Origin of the sequence: Micromonospora sp. KC606, assembly GCF_004348675.1 — a bacterium.
GTDB lineage: Bacteria > Actinomycetota > Actinomycetes > Mycobacteriales > Micromonosporaceae > Micromonospora.
The window spans coordinates 57174-72000 of the sequence record NZ_SMKN01000003.1; the positions used below are offsets into that span (position 1 = coordinate 57174).

The window sequence follows — 14827 nt, forward strand, 5'->3', positions numbered from 1 at the left end:
GTGATCGGGTCAGTGCGCGACGGCGGCCGCGCCGTGCTCGTCGATGAGGGCACCGGTGGTGAACCGTTCCAGCCCGAACGGCCGGTTGAGCTCGTGCGGCTCACCGGTCGCCATGGTGTGCGCCATGGCCCAACCGGCGGACGGGGTCGCCTTGAAACCACCCGTGCCCCAGCCGCAGTTGACGTAGAGGTTCTCCACCGGGGTCGCGCCGATGATGGGCGACGCGTCGGGCGAGACGTCGACGATGCCGCCCCAGGTACGCAGCAGGTGGGCGCGCCCGAAGATCGGGAACAGCTCGAGGGCCGCCGCCATCTGGCGCTCGATCACATGGAACGAGCCCCGCTGGCCGTACCCGTTGTACGCGTCCACGCCGGCCCCCATTACCAGCTCGCCCTTGTGCGCCTGCGACACATAGACGTGCACGTGGTTCGACATCACGACCGTCGGGTGAACCGGCTCGTAGAGCTCGGAGACCAGCGCCTGCAGCGGGTGCGACTGCACCGGCAGGCGGAAGCCGGCCTTCTCCGCCAGAACGCTGCTGTGGCCAGCCGCGACAAGGCCGACCGTGCCAGCGTTGATCCGTCCGCGGGTGGTCTCCACCCCGACGACCCGGTTTGCGTCCTTGACGAAGCCCGTGACTTCGCAGTTCTGGATGAGGTCGACTCCCAGCGCGTCGCAGGCACGGGCTAGGGCCCAGGCGACGTGGTCGTGCTTGGCGATGCCGGCCCGCGGCTGGAATGTCGCCCCCAGCACCGGGTAGCGCACGTCGGGGGAGACGTTCAGGATCGGGCACACCTTGGCGACCTCGTCGGGCTCCAGCCACTCGGCATCGACGCGATTGAGCCGGTTGGCCTGGATCCGCCGCGTCGAGTCGCGAACGTCCTGCAGGGTATGGGCCAGGTTCAGGACGCCACGCTGGCTGAACAGGAAGTCGTAGTCCAGCTCCGCCGGCAGCAGCTCCCACTGCTTGAGCGCGAACTCGTAGATCGCCGCGCTCTCGTCCCACAGGTAGTTGGAACGGATGATCGTCGTGTTGCGCGCCATGTTGCCGCCCGCCAACCAGCCCTTCTCGAGCACGGCGAGGTTGGTCATGCCGTGGTTGCGGGCCAGGTAGTAGGCGGTGGCGAGGCCGTGGCCACCACCACCCACGACGATGGCGTCGTACGACGACCTCGGATCGGGGTCCCGCCACAGCCAGGCGGGGTGCTCCGGAAGCAACTTGGCCATCAGTCCTCCTCAGGCTGGTAGAGCGGGAACTTCTGGGCCAGGGCCTCGACGCGGCCGCGAAGCGCGGCGATCTGGTCCTCGCCGCCGGATCCCGAGAGTGCGGCCGCGATGACGTCCGCGACCTCCTCGAACGCCGCGGCGTCGAAGCCGCGTGTCGCCAGCGCCGGGGTGCCGATGCGCAGGCCGGACGAGACCATCGGTGGACGCGGGTCGAACGGAACGGCGTTGCGGTTCACGGTGATCCCGATCGCGTGCAGACGGTCCTCGCCCTGCTGCCCGTCAAGCTCCGAGTTGCGCAGGTCCACGAGGACGAGATGCACGTCGGTGCCGCCGGTCAGGACGGAGACGCCGGCCACGGCGACGTCAGGCCGCGACAGACGGCGGGCGATGATCTGGGCACCCTCGAGGGTCCTCGCCTGCCGGTCACGGAACTCGTCGGACCCGGCCATCTTGAAGGCCACGGCCTTCGCGGCGATGACGTGCTCGAGCGGCCCGCCCTGCTGGCCTGGGAAGACCGCCGAGTTGATCTTCTTCGCCAGGCCGCCCTTGCTCAGGATCACTCCGCCACGCGGACCGCCCAGGGTCTTGTGCGTGGTGGTCGTGACGATGTCGGCGTACGGCACCGGGCTCGGGTGCAGACCGACGGCGACCAGACCGGCGAAGTGTGCCATGTCCACCATCAGGTAGGCGCCGACCAGGTCCGCAATCCGCCGGAACGCGGCGAAGTCGAGCTGGCGCGGGTAGGCCGACCAGCCGGCCACGATCAGCTTGGGCCGGTGCTCCAGCGCCAGCCGCTCGACCTCCGCCATGTCGACGCGGAAGTCCACTTCCGAGACCCGGTAGGGGACGACGTTGTAGAGCCTTCCGGAGAAGTTGATCCGCATGCCGTGGGTCAGGTGGCCACCGTGCGCCAGGTCGAGGCCCAGGATGGTGTCGCCAGGTTCGAGCAGGGCGAACATCGCCGCGGCGTTCGCCTGGGCGCCGGAGTGAGGCTGGACGTTGGCCGCCTCGGCACCGAAAAGTGCTCTGACGCGGTCGATGGCCAGCTGCTCGATGGCGTCCACGTGCTCGCACCCGCCGTAGTAGCGGCGGCCGGGGTAGCCCTCGGCGTACTTGTTGGTGAGCACCGAGCCCTGGGCCTGCATCACGGCACGCGGCGCGAAGTTCTCCGAGGCGATCATCTCCAGCGTCGTCTGCTGGCGCACGAGCTCGCGATCGATCCGGGCAGCAATCTCGGGGTCGAGGTCGGCCAGGCTGCGGTCCAGCACGTTGCCGACCCTGCGGGTACTGTTCGTAGTCCTCACGATGTTCTTCCTTCGGGTGGCGGGGATGCCGTCAGGCGTCGCGGTTGAGCTGGTCGAGGACCCAGTTGTGGAACTCGGCGATGTGGTGCTCGCTCGGCACCAGCACGCCGCCGTCGGCGTACACCCGCGAATCCGTGGCGGCCTGGCAGCGCTCGCACGCCTCGAAGTCCTGCTGGTTGACCCGGTGGAAGAGCTCGACGGACTTGGACAGGTCCACGCCGCTCTCGACGACCTCCGGCAGGAACAGCCAGTCGCACTCGACGATGGTGCGGTCGGGGGCGAGCGGGTACATCCGGTGGACGATGACGTGGTCCGGCACCATGTTCAGGAAGACCTGGGGGCGGACGGTCACCGCGTAGTAGCGACGGTCCTGGCCCTCGGTGACGCCCGGGATCTTGTCGAGGCCCTCCGAGCCGTCGACGGTGAAGCCTTTGATGTCCTCACCGAACAGCGCACCGTGGCCGACGAAGTACTGCGCTGCGAGGCCGTCGGCGAACTCCGGCAGGACCTCGGTGAGCTCCGGGTGGATCGTGGCGCAGTGGTAGCACTCCATGAAGTTCTCGATGATGAGCTTCCAGTTCGCCTTCACGTCGTAGGTGATGCGCTTGCCCAACTGGAGGTTCTCGACGCCGTAGCGCTCCAGGGACTCGACGTCACCGAGGCGGGTGCGGACATCGCCGATGACGGTGTCCTCGAACGACGGGGGCCTCTCGGCCAGGCTCACCCAGACATAGCCCAGCCACTCACGGACGTGCACCTTGCGCAGGCCGTACTCGACGCGGTCGATGTCGGGCATCTTGGTGAGGTTCGGGGCGGCGACGAGCTTGCCGTCGAGGTCGTAGGTCCAGGCGTGGTACGGGCACTGGAACGAGCGGGCGACCTCGCCGGCCTCTTCGGTGCACAGCTTGGCGCCGCGGTGCCGGCAGATGTTGAAGAAGCCGCGCGCGTCACCCGTACGCGAGCGCGTGAGCAGGATGCTCTCGCCGCCGATCTGAACGGTTCGGAACGAGCCCGCCTTGCCGATCTCGGCAGAACTGACCGCGCAGAACCACATCTGCCCGAAGATGAGCTCCTGCTCGCGGGCGAAGAGGTCGGGGTCCGAGTAGGCGGAGCCGGGAAGCGTCTTGACGAGGCTCTCCGAGATCTGGTTCGCGATGACGGTCATGCTGCTGCTCCTTGCAGGGACGGAAGAGTCGGTGGCAGGGCGAGTCGGCGCCAGATGGACACGAACCGGATGGGGGGTCAGCCGCGCAGGCGGGTCATCTTCGGGTCGAACAGCGGCTCGGCGGTGACCACGGCTGGGACGCGACGGTCGAAGTAGCCGATCTCTACGTGCTGTCCGGGCGCGGCGGCCTCGACCGGCAGCCAGGCGTACGCGATGCCGTTGCCGATCGTGTAGCCGTACGCGGCACTGGTGACGTAGCCGGCCGACCGGCCCTCGACGAAGACCGGCTCCTTGCCGAGCACGACGTCGGTCGGGTCATCGATCGTGAGGCAGGCCAGGGTGCGCGTCTGCGACTCCTTGCGTCGCAGCAGCGCGTCGCGTCCGATGAAGTCACCCTTGTCGAGCTTGACCGCGAAACCGAGCCCGGCCTCGTAGGGATCGTGCTCGAAGGTCATGTCCGACCCGAAGGAGCGGTAGCCCTTCTCGAGGCGCAGGCTGGTGAACGCGCCACGGCCGGCCGCGATGATTCCGTGTTCCTGCCCCGCCTGCCAGATCGTGTCCCAGAGCCGCTGACCGACATCCGCCGTCGTGTAGAGCTCCCAGCCCAGCTCGCCGACGTACGAGAGGCGCATGGCAGTGACGGGGACGTTGCCGACGTGGAACTGGGCGGCGCGGAAGTACTTGAGCCCGTTGTTGGTCAGGTCCGCGTCGGTCAGCGAGCCGAGGACTTCGCGGGCCTTCGGCCCCCAGAGCCCGATGCAGCAGGTGCCGGGGGTGATGTCGGTGATCTGGACGGAGTCGTCCCCGGGAAGGAAGCGGTTGAACCAGTCCGTGTCGAGCGCGCCGTTGGCGCCCACCTGGAAGTGGTTGTCGCCCAGGCGAGCGACCGTGATGTCGCTGCGGATACCCCCGTCGACGTTCAGGAGGAGCGTGTAGGTGACGGAGCCGACCGACTTGTCCATGTCGCCTGTCGTGACGCGCTGCAAGAACGCGGTGGCGCCCGGGCCCGTGACGGTGAGCCGCTTGAGGGCTGTCATGTCGTACATGGCCACGTCTTCGCGGGTGGCCAGGGCCTCCGCGCCGACGATCGGCGACCAGAACTTCGCCGCCCACGCGTTCGGCTGGGGGATCTCGTACCGCTCGAGCAGGCTCTGGTTGGCGCCGTACCACTGCGGGCGCTCCCAACCGGTCGCCTCCAGGAAGAAGGCATCGAGCTCCCGCTGCCGGGCGTGGAACGGAGACGTGCGCAGGCCCCGTGGTGAGACCATCGGCTGCAGCGGATGCAGGATGTCGTACACCTCGACGAAGTTCTGGCAGTCGCGCTCGAGGACGTAGTCAGGCGCCAGCTGGAAGTCCTCGAAGCGATTCACGTCGCACTCGTGCAGGTCGAAGCTGGAGCAGTAGCCGTCGACCAGCCACTCGGCCATGGCCCGGCCGACGCCCGCGGAGTGCGTGACCCAGACGGCCTCGGCGACCCAGAAGCCGGCGAGATTCGGGGACTCACCGAGCAGGGGCATCCCGTCCGGGGTGAAGGAGAAGACGCCGTTGATCCCCTCCTCGATCTTGGCCTCGACCGTGGCCGGTAGGAGCGAACGCGTCTCGTCCCAGGCCGGGGCGAAGTCCTCCGGCGTGAAGCTGAGCACGGACGGCATGACGTCGGCCTCGTCGACCGGAACCAGGTCCTCGGCATCGACTGGCATCGGGCGGTGTCCGTAGTAGCCGATACCGAGCGTGTCGTAGCGGTCCCTGTAGTAGAGGTCCTCGTCCTGGTGGCGGAGGATCGGGCGCACGGCCTCCTCCCGCTGATCCGCGAGAGCGGGGATCGGACCAGTCCAGGCGAGCTGATGGGCGAGGGGCGTCAGCGGCAGCTTCATTCCTGCCATCGCCGCGACCTTCGGGCCCCAGATACCCGCGCAGCAGACGACGACGTCTGCGGCGATCTCGCCGTGGTCGGTGACAACGCCGACGACCCTGCCGTTCTCCGCCACGATGTGCTCGACCTCGTGGCGCGGCAGGAACTCCACGCCGCGTGCCTTGGCTCGCTCGATCTGCGCCTCGACCGCCGCCAGGGCCTTGGCGAGGCCGTCGGTCGGGACGTGCAGGCCGCCGAGGACGCGCTCGCGGTCGAGCAGGGAATGCAGCTCAACGCATTCGTCCGGGTCGACCAGCCGCGCCTCGACCCCCCACGACGTGAGCCAGCCCTGACGCCGGTGCAGCTCGGCGAGCCGCTCGGGAGTGGTGGCCACCTCGAGGCCACCGACCTGGAGGAAGCACGACTGGCCTTCGTGTTCCAGGGCGACGAACTTCTCCACGGTGTAGCGAGCCATCTGGGCGAGGGCTTTCGAGCCACTGGCCTGGAAGACGAGGCCCGGGGCGTGCGACGTCGAGCCCCCTGTGGCCGGCAGGTCGCCCTTGTCGAGAACGAGGATGTCCGTCCAGCCCAGCGCCGACAGTTCGTCCGCGAGAGCAGCTCCCACGACTCCGGCACCGATGATGACGGTCCGACGTCCGACCATGCGGCAGCCCTCCTGTTGCGTATCTTGCATTCTATTGCGGCCTAAGCAACAATGCCTGTGTGTCAAGTTCGGCGTCAAGAGGTTGTCCCGGACGAAACTCCGACGGGACCGGTACGCCGTCGCGGCCTTGGATCTGAAGTTCGCCGGAGCTTCAGGGCTGCGACGGGAAGGAGGTGCGATGAGCCGACGCACTTCTTCCCGCACGTGTGCGCCACGCGTCGTGGTGGTTGACCACTACGACTCCTACACGTGGAACGTCGCGCACCTGGTCGCGTCAGTGACGGGAGTCCTGCCCGAGGTGGTGCAACACGACCGGACGAACCTCGCGGAGGTACTGTCGTTCGATCACGTCGTCCTGTCGCCCGGTCCTGGCCACCCGGGCAACCCGGCGGACTTCGGCCTGGGCGGCGCAGTGTTACGGTCTCGAAAAGTGCCGGTCCTCGGTATCTGCCTGGGTATGCAGGGACTGGTCACGACGTACGGCGGAGTAGTCGAGCGGATCGCCCCGGCTCATGGTCAGGTCTGCCGGATCCGACACGGCAACACGGGTCTCTTCGCCGGACTCCCCTCCTGCTTTGCCGGGGTCCGCTATCACTCGCTGGCACCGACCCTTGTCCCCGAGGACCTCGTCGTCACCGCCACCTGCCACGACGCCGTCGCCGGGGAGGTGGTGATGGGGGTCCAGCACCGGAACCTGCCGCTGCACGGCGTGCAGTTCCACCCCGACTCCGTGCTCAGTGAATTCGGCGCGCAACTGATCAGCAACTTTCTCGCGGCCGAGCCAAGGGGTCGGGCATGATCGCCCCGGCCGCACCAGCCTGCGCCCGCGACGTCGGCCTCGTGACCCAGTTCCCGGCCGTCGCAGCGGCCCATGACCGGTGCTTCTGGCTGGACGGTGGCGCCTCGCGCCCGTGGTCCGGAAACCGCTCGATCCTCGGGTGGCTCGCCGACGACGACGTGTCGCTGACTTACTCCGCATCGCGTCGCGAAGTCACCCGCCACTTCTGCGGACGGTCGACGGTGGTGGGCAGCGACATCTTCGAGGTCCTCGAGTCCGAGATGATCGACGACACCGCGGACGTGTTCTGGGTCGGCTATTTCGGCTATGCCAGCCGGGCGGACCTTCCCGCCAGCGTGGACACGGACGGGGGCATGCCGGATGCCGTGTGGATGCGCACCCGAAATGTCCAGGTCATTGCCCACGACTCTGCGCGTGGTGACATCGCGGCGAGGATCACCCCGCCCACGACGGTCCTGCCGCCCGTCGTCCCCGAAGACTACGCCGCGGCATTCAAGGCGGTGCAGATGCATCTGCATGCCGGCAACAGCTACGAGGTGAATCTCACCCATCGACTGACGGTGACGTCTGACCTCGACCCTGTCACCGCCTACCTCCGGCTGCGAAGGCTCAACCCAGCACCCTATGCGGGATTCCTTCAGCACAGCGGGCGTTGGTTGCTCAGCTCCTCTCCGGAGCGTTACGCCACCGTGGACCGCGATCGAATCATCGAGACGCGCCCCATCAAGGGAACGACGCCGCGGGGCGCCACGCCGGACGAGGACGAGGCCTCGAGACGCCACCTGGTCATGGACGCCAAGTTCCGGGCCGAGAACCTGATGATCGTGGACCTCCTGCGCAACGACGTCGGCATGGTCAGCGAGCCTGGCAGCGTCGAGGTCCCCGTGCTGATGGGCGTCGAGTCGTACTCGTCGGTGCACCAGCTCGTGTCCACGGTGCGCGGCCGACTCCGGGACAACGTCACGACCGTGGGCGCGATTCGCGCACTGTTCCCGGCCGGTTCCATGACAGGCGCCCCGAAGCTGCGCACCATGGAGGTGATCCGGGACGTCGAGTCCACACCACGCGGCGCCTACTCCGGCGCCTTCGGCTGGATCTCTGGCGACGGCCGCGCCGACCTCGCCGTGGTCATCCGCAGCCTCACCTCAGCCGGGAACGGCATCTGGCAACTTGGCACCGGTGGCGGGATCACGGTGCAGTCGGAGGTCCGCGAAGAGTACGCCGAGGCGACGTGGAAGGCCGAACGGCTCCTGAACGTCTTCGAACCTTCGGTGGAGGTCCACGGCGGAAAGGGCGACCGGCGGGTCCAGCCGGCGGAACTTCGGGACTGAGGTCCCGAGATCATCCGACGGCATTTCGCCATCCCGGACGAGGCGATGACGTTCCTCGGCACCGAACTGGTCCGCGTTCGGCGAGGTAGGAGACGTGCTCGCGTTGGCGCGACGACCTCGACAACCATTCGGGGACCGAGATCCTCCGGTGGCACGAGGGTGAGTTCGCTCTTGGGCTCGCCAAGGCCACCACCGCGTGCGCTGTCGCCGGTATCGCTGCTGGGGCTGCGGTATCCCGTGGCTATGGTGCCGGTCCTGCTGTTCGAGTCGGCGTGGAAGCCGATCTGGCTCGCCCTGGTCGCGGTGCCGCAGGGCGGTGCGATGGACGCCGCGACGCGGGAGGTCGCGGTCTCCTGCTCCCTGGCCGTGCTCATCCTCGCCGTCATCCCGTGGCGTTTCGCGTTCACGCGGTACGTAACGCGGCGAGGGGACCGGCGGCGCTGACCGCAACCTCCGGAGCACTGCGCGCATCGTTTGATGATCCGGATCTGGTGTCTTGTGCCGGGCTGGCGCCGGTCATGGCCCTCGCTCAGCGGTGCGACCTGTACGGGGTCGTCGCCGACCGGGTGCGTGTGCCGACGGACAAAGGGTCCAACGCGTCGGGAAAGGTCGCCACGATCGTCGCGGGCATGGTGACCGGCGCCGACTCGATCGACGACCTGGACGTGCTGCGCCACGGCGGTCTGCCGATCCTGTTCGACAGCGTGTACACACCCTCGACGCTGGGGTCGTTCCTGCGGACGTTCACCCACGGCCATGTCCGGCAGCTGCAGGCGCCATCCTCCACACAACCGACGCCACGCCGACAATCGGCTGAGACACCATCCCACCGAAAGCGCCAAGACCCCGACAACAGCGCCTCCCAGCGGCCAGGTCAGCGCATCTGATCATGGATCTGGGAGCTGCGCATCAGGATGCGGCGTTGCCAAAAGCGTAACTCGTTGGTTACGCTTTTGGCGTGGACGAGGTGGTGGGCGCGATCGCCGATCCGGTGCGGCGGGAAATCCTGCTGATGCTGCGTGACCAACCACTCACGGCCGGGCAGATCGCCGACCGGTTCGTGATCAGCCGGCCAGCCGTCAGCCGCCACCTACGCGTCTTGCGCGAGGCCGGCCTGGTGCGCGACACCGCCGACGGACGCCGGCGCGTCTACACACTGGTCACCGCCCCGCTCGACGAGCTGGCCGGATGGCTGGAACGGTTGATGCGCCCGTCCGGCTGGCAGCACCGCCTCGACGCGCTGGAGACCGAGGTCTACCGCACCCGCCGCGAGCGGCACACGGCCGCCGGGCGGCACCCATCCCAGAAGGAGACCGCATGAGCCCGACACCCACCGGCCGACTGTTCGGCGACGACCTCGTGCTGACCCGCACGTTCCGCGCTCCCATGACTGACGTCTGGGCGAGCCTCACCGATCCGGCGCGCACGGCACGCTGGTTCGGCCCGTGGCAGGGCGACGCGGCGCCGGGACGCACGATCAAGGTCCAGATGGCGCACGAGGAGGGCAAGCCCTGGATGGACATGACGATCAACGCGTGCGAGCCGCCGCGCCGGCTGGCGGTTTCCGCCGTGGACGAGCACGGCAGCTGGCACCTGGACATGGTGCTGATCGAGTGTGCGGGCGTGACCGAGCTGCGGTTCACGCAGCACCTGACCGGCACGGAGGGCGTCGGCGAGGTCGGACCGGGCTGGGAGTACTACCTGGACGCGCTGGTAGCCTCACGCGACGGCCAGCCGGCGCCGGACTTCGACGACTACTACCCGGCGATGAAGAAGCACTTCGAAGCGCAGCGATAGAGACACATGCCAAACGACCCTCGCTAACGACCGCGTAAATGGTTGTGGGTGCTTGGTGGGACGACTTTCCAGGGCTTGGAAGGTGGCACCGGCGGCTACTGCGCCGCGACTGGACCCATCCACGCAAGCCTGGCCGGCCGCCGGGCGAGCAGCGCGACAGAGAGCGCGCGAATTCCCCACTGAGGGTCACGGCTGCTGGGCAACGGTCCAGTTCCTACCCGCAGACGGATAGCCCAACCTGAAGCAGGGGGTAGGAAGGCCACCGCACCGAGGTCGAGGGCCCCGGGCGCGCTTGCAACCCCTGTCTGCACCCGCAACCACACGGTCAGCTGTCCACTTAGCGTCTATCAGGGACAGACCTAGAGTTGCGCTAGGGCGCGTGCGATGATGATCCCGGCCCTGCCTCGCAGAGCTCCTGGCCAGACGTCTCGGGGACAACAGTTCGTGGAGGTGTTCATGCCTGAGGCGCGCGTCGCTGCTGGCCCCGCCAAGACCATCCCCCTTCGCGACGCTCTACCGCGTCTGGTCCGTGACCCGCTGTCGGCGCTCGTCCACTTCGGAGACGAATCCGGCGGCGAGGTCGTCCGGCTCAACCTCGGAACCTTCCGCCCATACCTGGTCACCCATCCCGAGCACCTGCAGCAGATCCTGCGGGACAGGACCTACTACATCCGCGACGGCGACAGCATGCTCTGGCGGACCGTTCGCCGAGCAGTCGGTGACGCGATCCTCGTAACCGAGGGAGAGTTGTGGGAGTCCAGCCGGGACACCCTACAACCGTTGTTCACCAAACAGCGCGTCGAGGTGCTGGTCGACCGGATGGCGGTCGCCATCGTCGAGGCGGTCGACGCGCTGGATGAGCCGGCCCGAACGGGCCAGGCCGTCGACACTATGACGTTGATGTCGCGCATCGTGTGCCAGGCGACCACCCGGGTGCTCTTCGGCGAGAAGATCCCTGTGTCCGACGCGCTGCACATCTTCGGGCACCTCGGCACGATCACACGCACGATGGTGTCTCGCCTGCTCGCCCCAGGCGTGCCCGACTGGATTCCCCTGCCAGGCGACCGCGCCTTCCGCAAGGCCGTAGAGAGCATCGACGCCCTGGTCCTACCGATCATCCAGAGGGAACGCGCGAACCCGGGCGACGGCGACGACATCATCGCGACACTCTGCCGCCCAAGGGCCAATGGATCGCAGGCGAGCGAAGCCCAGATCCGCAGCGACGTAGTCGCCATGTTCGCCACGGCAACTGAGACCACCGTCGGCGTCCTGTCCTGGCTGTGGCCGGTCCTTGAGACGCACTCTCATGTCGCCGATCGGCTGTACGCGGAGATCGACGAGGTCGTCGGGCGCGGACCGGTGCAGCGAGCGCACATCCCGCAGATGCGCTACACACGCATGGTCCTGGACGAAATGCTGCGCCTCTGGCCAGCAGGCTGGAACATCCCGCGCACAGCCGTCGGGGAGCAAGTCCTGGGCGGCGTCCGAATCGAGTCCGGAGCAACCATCCTGGTCAGTCCGTACGCGACCCAGCGAATGAAGACGTTCTGGGACCGCCCTGACGCCTTCGACCCGGAGCGGTTCTCCCCCGATCAACCGCGTCGGCAGCACCGCTACAGCTACTTCCCGTTCGGGGGTGGCCCGCACCAGTGCATCGGGCAGCACCTCTTCCTGCTTGAAGCGCCGATCATCATCGCCACTCTGCTGAGCCGGTACCGGTTCCGGCTCGAGCAGCCCGCCAACCTCAAGCCGCGGCTCGGCGGCTCGCTACGGCCTCGGCCAAATATGCTCACTCTGCTGGCGCGCGACGGCGCCTCGGTCTCTTGATGCCTAGCCCGCACTTACCGGTGGCCGTCGGCGACGTACTGACCGCGACTGAGCAGGGACGGACCTGCGCGTTGGCCGTCAGCCTCGGACGAGACCTGCACGAGGTCGTATCCCACCACCAGGACCTGTTTGCTGGCCGGCCGTTCGACCCAGCGTTCGTCACCAGCGTCGCGATGTCGGCGGCCTTCACCGCACCCGAGTACACAGCTGAGCAACTGCGGGTGACGGCCCGGACCGTGCTGTGGGTGTTCGCGGCGGACTGGCAGATCGACTACCTGGCGAAGTCGGAAGATGACCTGCGGATGATCATCGACGACTGCCTCGCAGTCGGCGACGGCAGTCCACCCGACGACAAGCATCCCCTGGCGCGGTTGCTGGCCGGCATTCGCGACGAATTGGCTGTGGTGCCGGCGTTCGCGGCCATGCAGCCGGTGTGGCGAGACGAACTCGGCCGCGTGTTCGCGGCGATGGCCCAGGAGTGGAGGTGGAAGACCGCGCACGAGGCGTCGGACCCGCGAGGTGCTGCTCCGACTCTCGACGAGTACCTCGCCAACGCCGACAACCTCGCCAGCGTGCTGGTGAGCGTGACGCACTGGGCCCAACTCGGCGATCGGGGCAGCCTCGACCATCTTGATGAGCTGAGAGTCGCGAGCCGCGAGGTGCAGCGCGCCATCCGGCTGGTCAACGACCTAGCCACCTATCGACGCGACGTCGAGTGGGGAGACCTGAGCGCGCTCATGCTCGTGAGCGACTCCGCCGAGGTGACCGCCAGGCTCACAACGGTCATCGAACGCTGCCACGACCTGATCCGACCGCTGGAAACCACCTGCCCCAGGCAGGCTGCTTTCCTTCGACGCCAGATCGCGTTCACCAGTGGCTTCTACCAGCTGTCAGATTTCTGGGGCAGCCTGTGAGCAGCCCAAACGCCATGCCCGCTAACGCCGCGAACGGCGACATCGCCGCCGGCGTAGCTGACCTGATCGCCAGCCTGGAAGCAGAGCCGGAGGGTCACGTTGCCCCATCGGTGTACGAGACTGCCCGGCTCGTGGCACTGGCACCGTGGCTCGACGGGCATGCCGAGCGCATCACCTACTTGTTAGGGGCCCAGCGGGCGGACGGAGGGTGGGGCCCGCCGCAGGGTTACGCGCTGGTTCCGACCTTGAGCGCCACCGAGGCGCTGCTGGCGACCCTTCAATCGGGAACAGCGGCGCAACGGGATCACGAGGTAGCCCGGCTGGCCGATGCGGCCACCCGCGGCCTGCAGACGCTCACCACCTGGCTACGCGCAGATCTGCTGGTGCCGGACACCCCGGGAGCGGACCTCATCGTGCCGTCACTGGTGGCAGCGATCAATCAGCACCTCGCCCATGCGGCAGCACCCTGCCTCGGACCTTGGCAGGGTGCGCGGCTGGGTCTGCCGGCGGGGATAAACGAAACCCGCCTCCTCAAGGTCCGACACGCGTTGGCGGCCGGAGCCAAGCTACCGGAAAAGCTGCTGCATTTCCTGGAGGTCCTCGGCCCTGCGGCCCGACGTGCCGCCGGCATCCGCCCGGTGGGGCCCGGGACGGTCGGCGCCTCGCCGGCGGCAACCGCCGCCTGGATCGCCAGCCATGATGCGCTCACCCCCACCGACCCGGCCGTGGCTTACCTAGCGCGCGTCGCCCGGGGTGGGTCGGTGCCGTGTCCGCTTCCCATCACCGTTTTCGAGGCGGCATGGGTCATAAGCGGACTGGCGCGGGCCGGCATGCGGGTAGCGGTGCCCGCAGGCGTTGTGGCGAGGCTGAGCGCTGCGATGAACCCGAGGGGCACTCCCAGCGGGGCAGGGCTTCCCGCCGACGCGGACACCACTTCGGTGGCGCTGTATGCGCTCGGGCAGCTCGGCCAGCCCATGGAGCCCAGAGGTTTGTGGGCGTACGAGACCGCGAACGGGTTCTGCACATGGCCGGGGGAGGATGGCTTTTCGGTCACCACCAACGCGCACGTCCTGGACGCCTTCGGTCAGTACGTGCACAGCAACCCCGAGCCTGCACCACGGTACGTGGCGACCATAGATCGGCTGACGGTGACGCTACGAGAGCACCAGATGCCCGACGGACAGTGGCGCGACCGATGGCACGCCTCGCCGTACTACGCCACCATGTGCTGCACCATGGCGCTCAACGACTTCGGCCGCAGGCCCCTGGCGGTCGAGGCGGTGGCGCGGGCCGTCAACTGGGTCCTGTCCACCCAGAGGTCCGACGGCTCGTGGGGGCTGTGGGACGGCACCGCCGAGGAGACCGCGTACGCGCTGCACGTGCTCCTGACCGCACGTCCTGAGGCCGCTGGAGTTGGCGCGGCCGCGAGCCGCGGCTACACGTACCTGTGCAGCGCGGCGGGCCAGAGACCCGGTCCTCCCCTGTGGTATGGCAAAGAGCTCTACCACCCCGCGGCGATCGTCCGCGCCGCGGTGCTCGCCGCGCTCCACCTCGCCTGGCAGCGGCCGGACTTGCCCGCATCGACAGTCGCCACGACCGCACCCAAGCCACGACAGGCAGTTGCCAGGGCACTGAGCTCTTTCCATCCTGCCTAGCGGTTCGCTTCGACGTGTTGCAGGACGAGGACGGCCTGCACGATCGGGGTGGCGCGGCGTGGGCAGCAGCGCAACTTGTCCAGGAGCTTCCGGGTCTTGAGGGTGGCGATGGCTCGTGCGCCACGCACACGGATTTTCGCGTGTGCTCGGTTGACCGTCTTCTGCCGGCGCGGTCGGGGCATCGGAGCTCGGTCGACTGCTGTCTTACCTGCAGCCTCGCCCTCATCGATCCCCGGGCTCGCCGCACCCGCGCCGGGCTGCAAGATCGGCTTGGAAAAGGCTCAGTGATCAG

12 protein-coding genes and 2 pseudogenes are annotated in these 14827 nt (G+C 68.2%); 9 read left to right on the top strand and 5 right to left on the bottom strand.

Going from position 1 to position 14827, the window contains the following annotated elements; all coding sequences use genetic code 11:
* Positions 1-9: 9 nt before the first annotated feature.
* From E1193_RS01745 to E1193_RS01760, 4 genes are all read right to left on the bottom strand, one after another.
* Positions 10-1227, bottom strand: a complete 1218-nt coding sequence (locus E1193_RS01745; RefSeq protein ID WP_132179515.1) for a sarcosine oxidase subunit beta family protein — start codon at positions 1225-1227, stop codon at positions 10-12.
* A complete protein-coding gene (gene glyA / locus E1193_RS01750) occupies positions 1227-2531 on the bottom strand; it encodes a serine hydroxymethyltransferase (RefSeq protein ID WP_347877003.1) in 1305 nt (434 codons plus the stop codon). The genes E1193_RS01745 and glyA overlap by 1 nt, the downstream gene beginning before the upstream one ends.
* 31 nt (positions 2532-2562) lie before the next feature.
* The gene (locus tag E1193_RS01755) at positions 2563-3696 is read right to left on the bottom strand and encodes an aromatic ring-hydroxylating dioxygenase subunit alpha (protein WP_132179517.1); all 1134 of its coding nucleotides are present in this window, start codon (positions 3694-3696) and stop codon (positions 2563-2565) included.
* Between the two features lie 77 nt (positions 3697-3773).
* Positions 3774-6212 (bottom strand): FAD-dependent oxidoreductase, encoded by a 2439-nt coding sequence (locus tag E1193_RS01760; protein WP_132179519.1) that lies wholly within the window; start codon positions 6210-6212, stop codon positions 3774-3776.
* 178 nt (positions 6213-6390) lie between these two features.
* On the opposite strand from E1193_RS01760, the gene E1193_RS01765 reads away from it, so the two are divergent.
* The 9 genes and pseudogenes from E1193_RS01765 to E1193_RS01805 all read left to right on the top strand — a co-directional run bounded on the left by E1193_RS01765 (position 6391) and on the right by E1193_RS01805 (position 14535).
* Entirely contained in the window at positions 6391-7011 is a 621-nt protein-coding gene (locus E1193_RS01765; protein ID WP_132179521.1) for an aminodeoxychorismate/anthranilate synthase component II, read from the top strand.
* Complete coding sequence (locus E1193_RS01770; protein ID WP_132179523.1) at positions 7008-8342, top strand: anthranilate synthase component I family protein; 1335 nt, start codon at positions 7008-7010, stop codon at positions 8340-8342. The genes E1193_RS01765 and E1193_RS01770 overlap by 4 nt, the downstream gene beginning before the upstream one ends.
* A 243-nt stretch (positions 8343-8585) precedes the next feature.
* A complete protein-coding gene (locus E1193_RS01775; RefSeq protein ID WP_132179525.1) occupies positions 8586-8786 on the top strand; it encodes a hypothetical protein in 201 nt (66 codons plus the stop codon).
* Between the two features lie 74 nt (positions 8787-8860).
* Positions 8861-9127, top strand: a pseudogene (locus E1193_RS32785) (IS1380 family transposase); the annotation flags it as partial.
* Between the two features lie 173 nt (positions 9128-9300).
* Positions 9301-9663: a metalloregulator ArsR/SmtB family transcription factor gene (locus tag E1193_RS01785; RefSeq protein WP_132179527.1), complete on the top strand. Its 363-nt coding sequence runs from the start codon at positions 9301-9303 to the stop codon at positions 9661-9663.
* Positions 9660-10139: an SRPBCC family protein gene (locus E1193_RS01790; RefSeq protein WP_132179529.1), complete on the top strand. Its 480-nt coding sequence runs from the start codon at positions 9660-9662 to the stop codon at positions 10137-10139. Before E1193_RS01785 ends, E1193_RS01790 begins: the two co-directional genes overlap by 4 nt.
* A 444-nt stretch (positions 10140-10583) precedes the next feature.
* Positions 10584-11966, top strand: a complete 1383-nt coding sequence (locus tag E1193_RS01795) for a cytochrome P450 (RefSeq protein ID WP_243707217.1) — start codon at positions 10584-10586, stop codon at positions 11964-11966.
* A gap of 20 nt (positions 11967-11986) precedes the next feature.
* Positions 11987-12880: a terpene synthase family protein gene (locus E1193_RS01800; RefSeq protein ID WP_243707218.1), complete on the top strand. Its 894-nt coding sequence runs from the start codon at positions 11987-11989 to the stop codon at positions 12878-12880.
* Between the two features lie 14 nt (positions 12881-12894).
* On the top strand, positions 12895-14535 hold the full coding sequence (locus tag E1193_RS01805) for a prenyltransferase/squalene oxidase repeat-containing protein (protein WP_132179533.1): 1641 nt from the start codon (positions 12895-12897) through the stop codon (positions 14533-14535).
* Here the strand turns inward: E1193_RS01805 and E1193_RS01810 are convergent.
* Positions 14532-14705, bottom strand: a pseudogene (locus E1193_RS01810) (IS5/IS1182 family transposase); the annotation flags it as partial. The gene E1193_RS01805 and the pseudogene E1193_RS01810 overlap by 4 nt on opposite strands.
* Positions 14706-14827 lie beyond the last annotated feature (122 nt).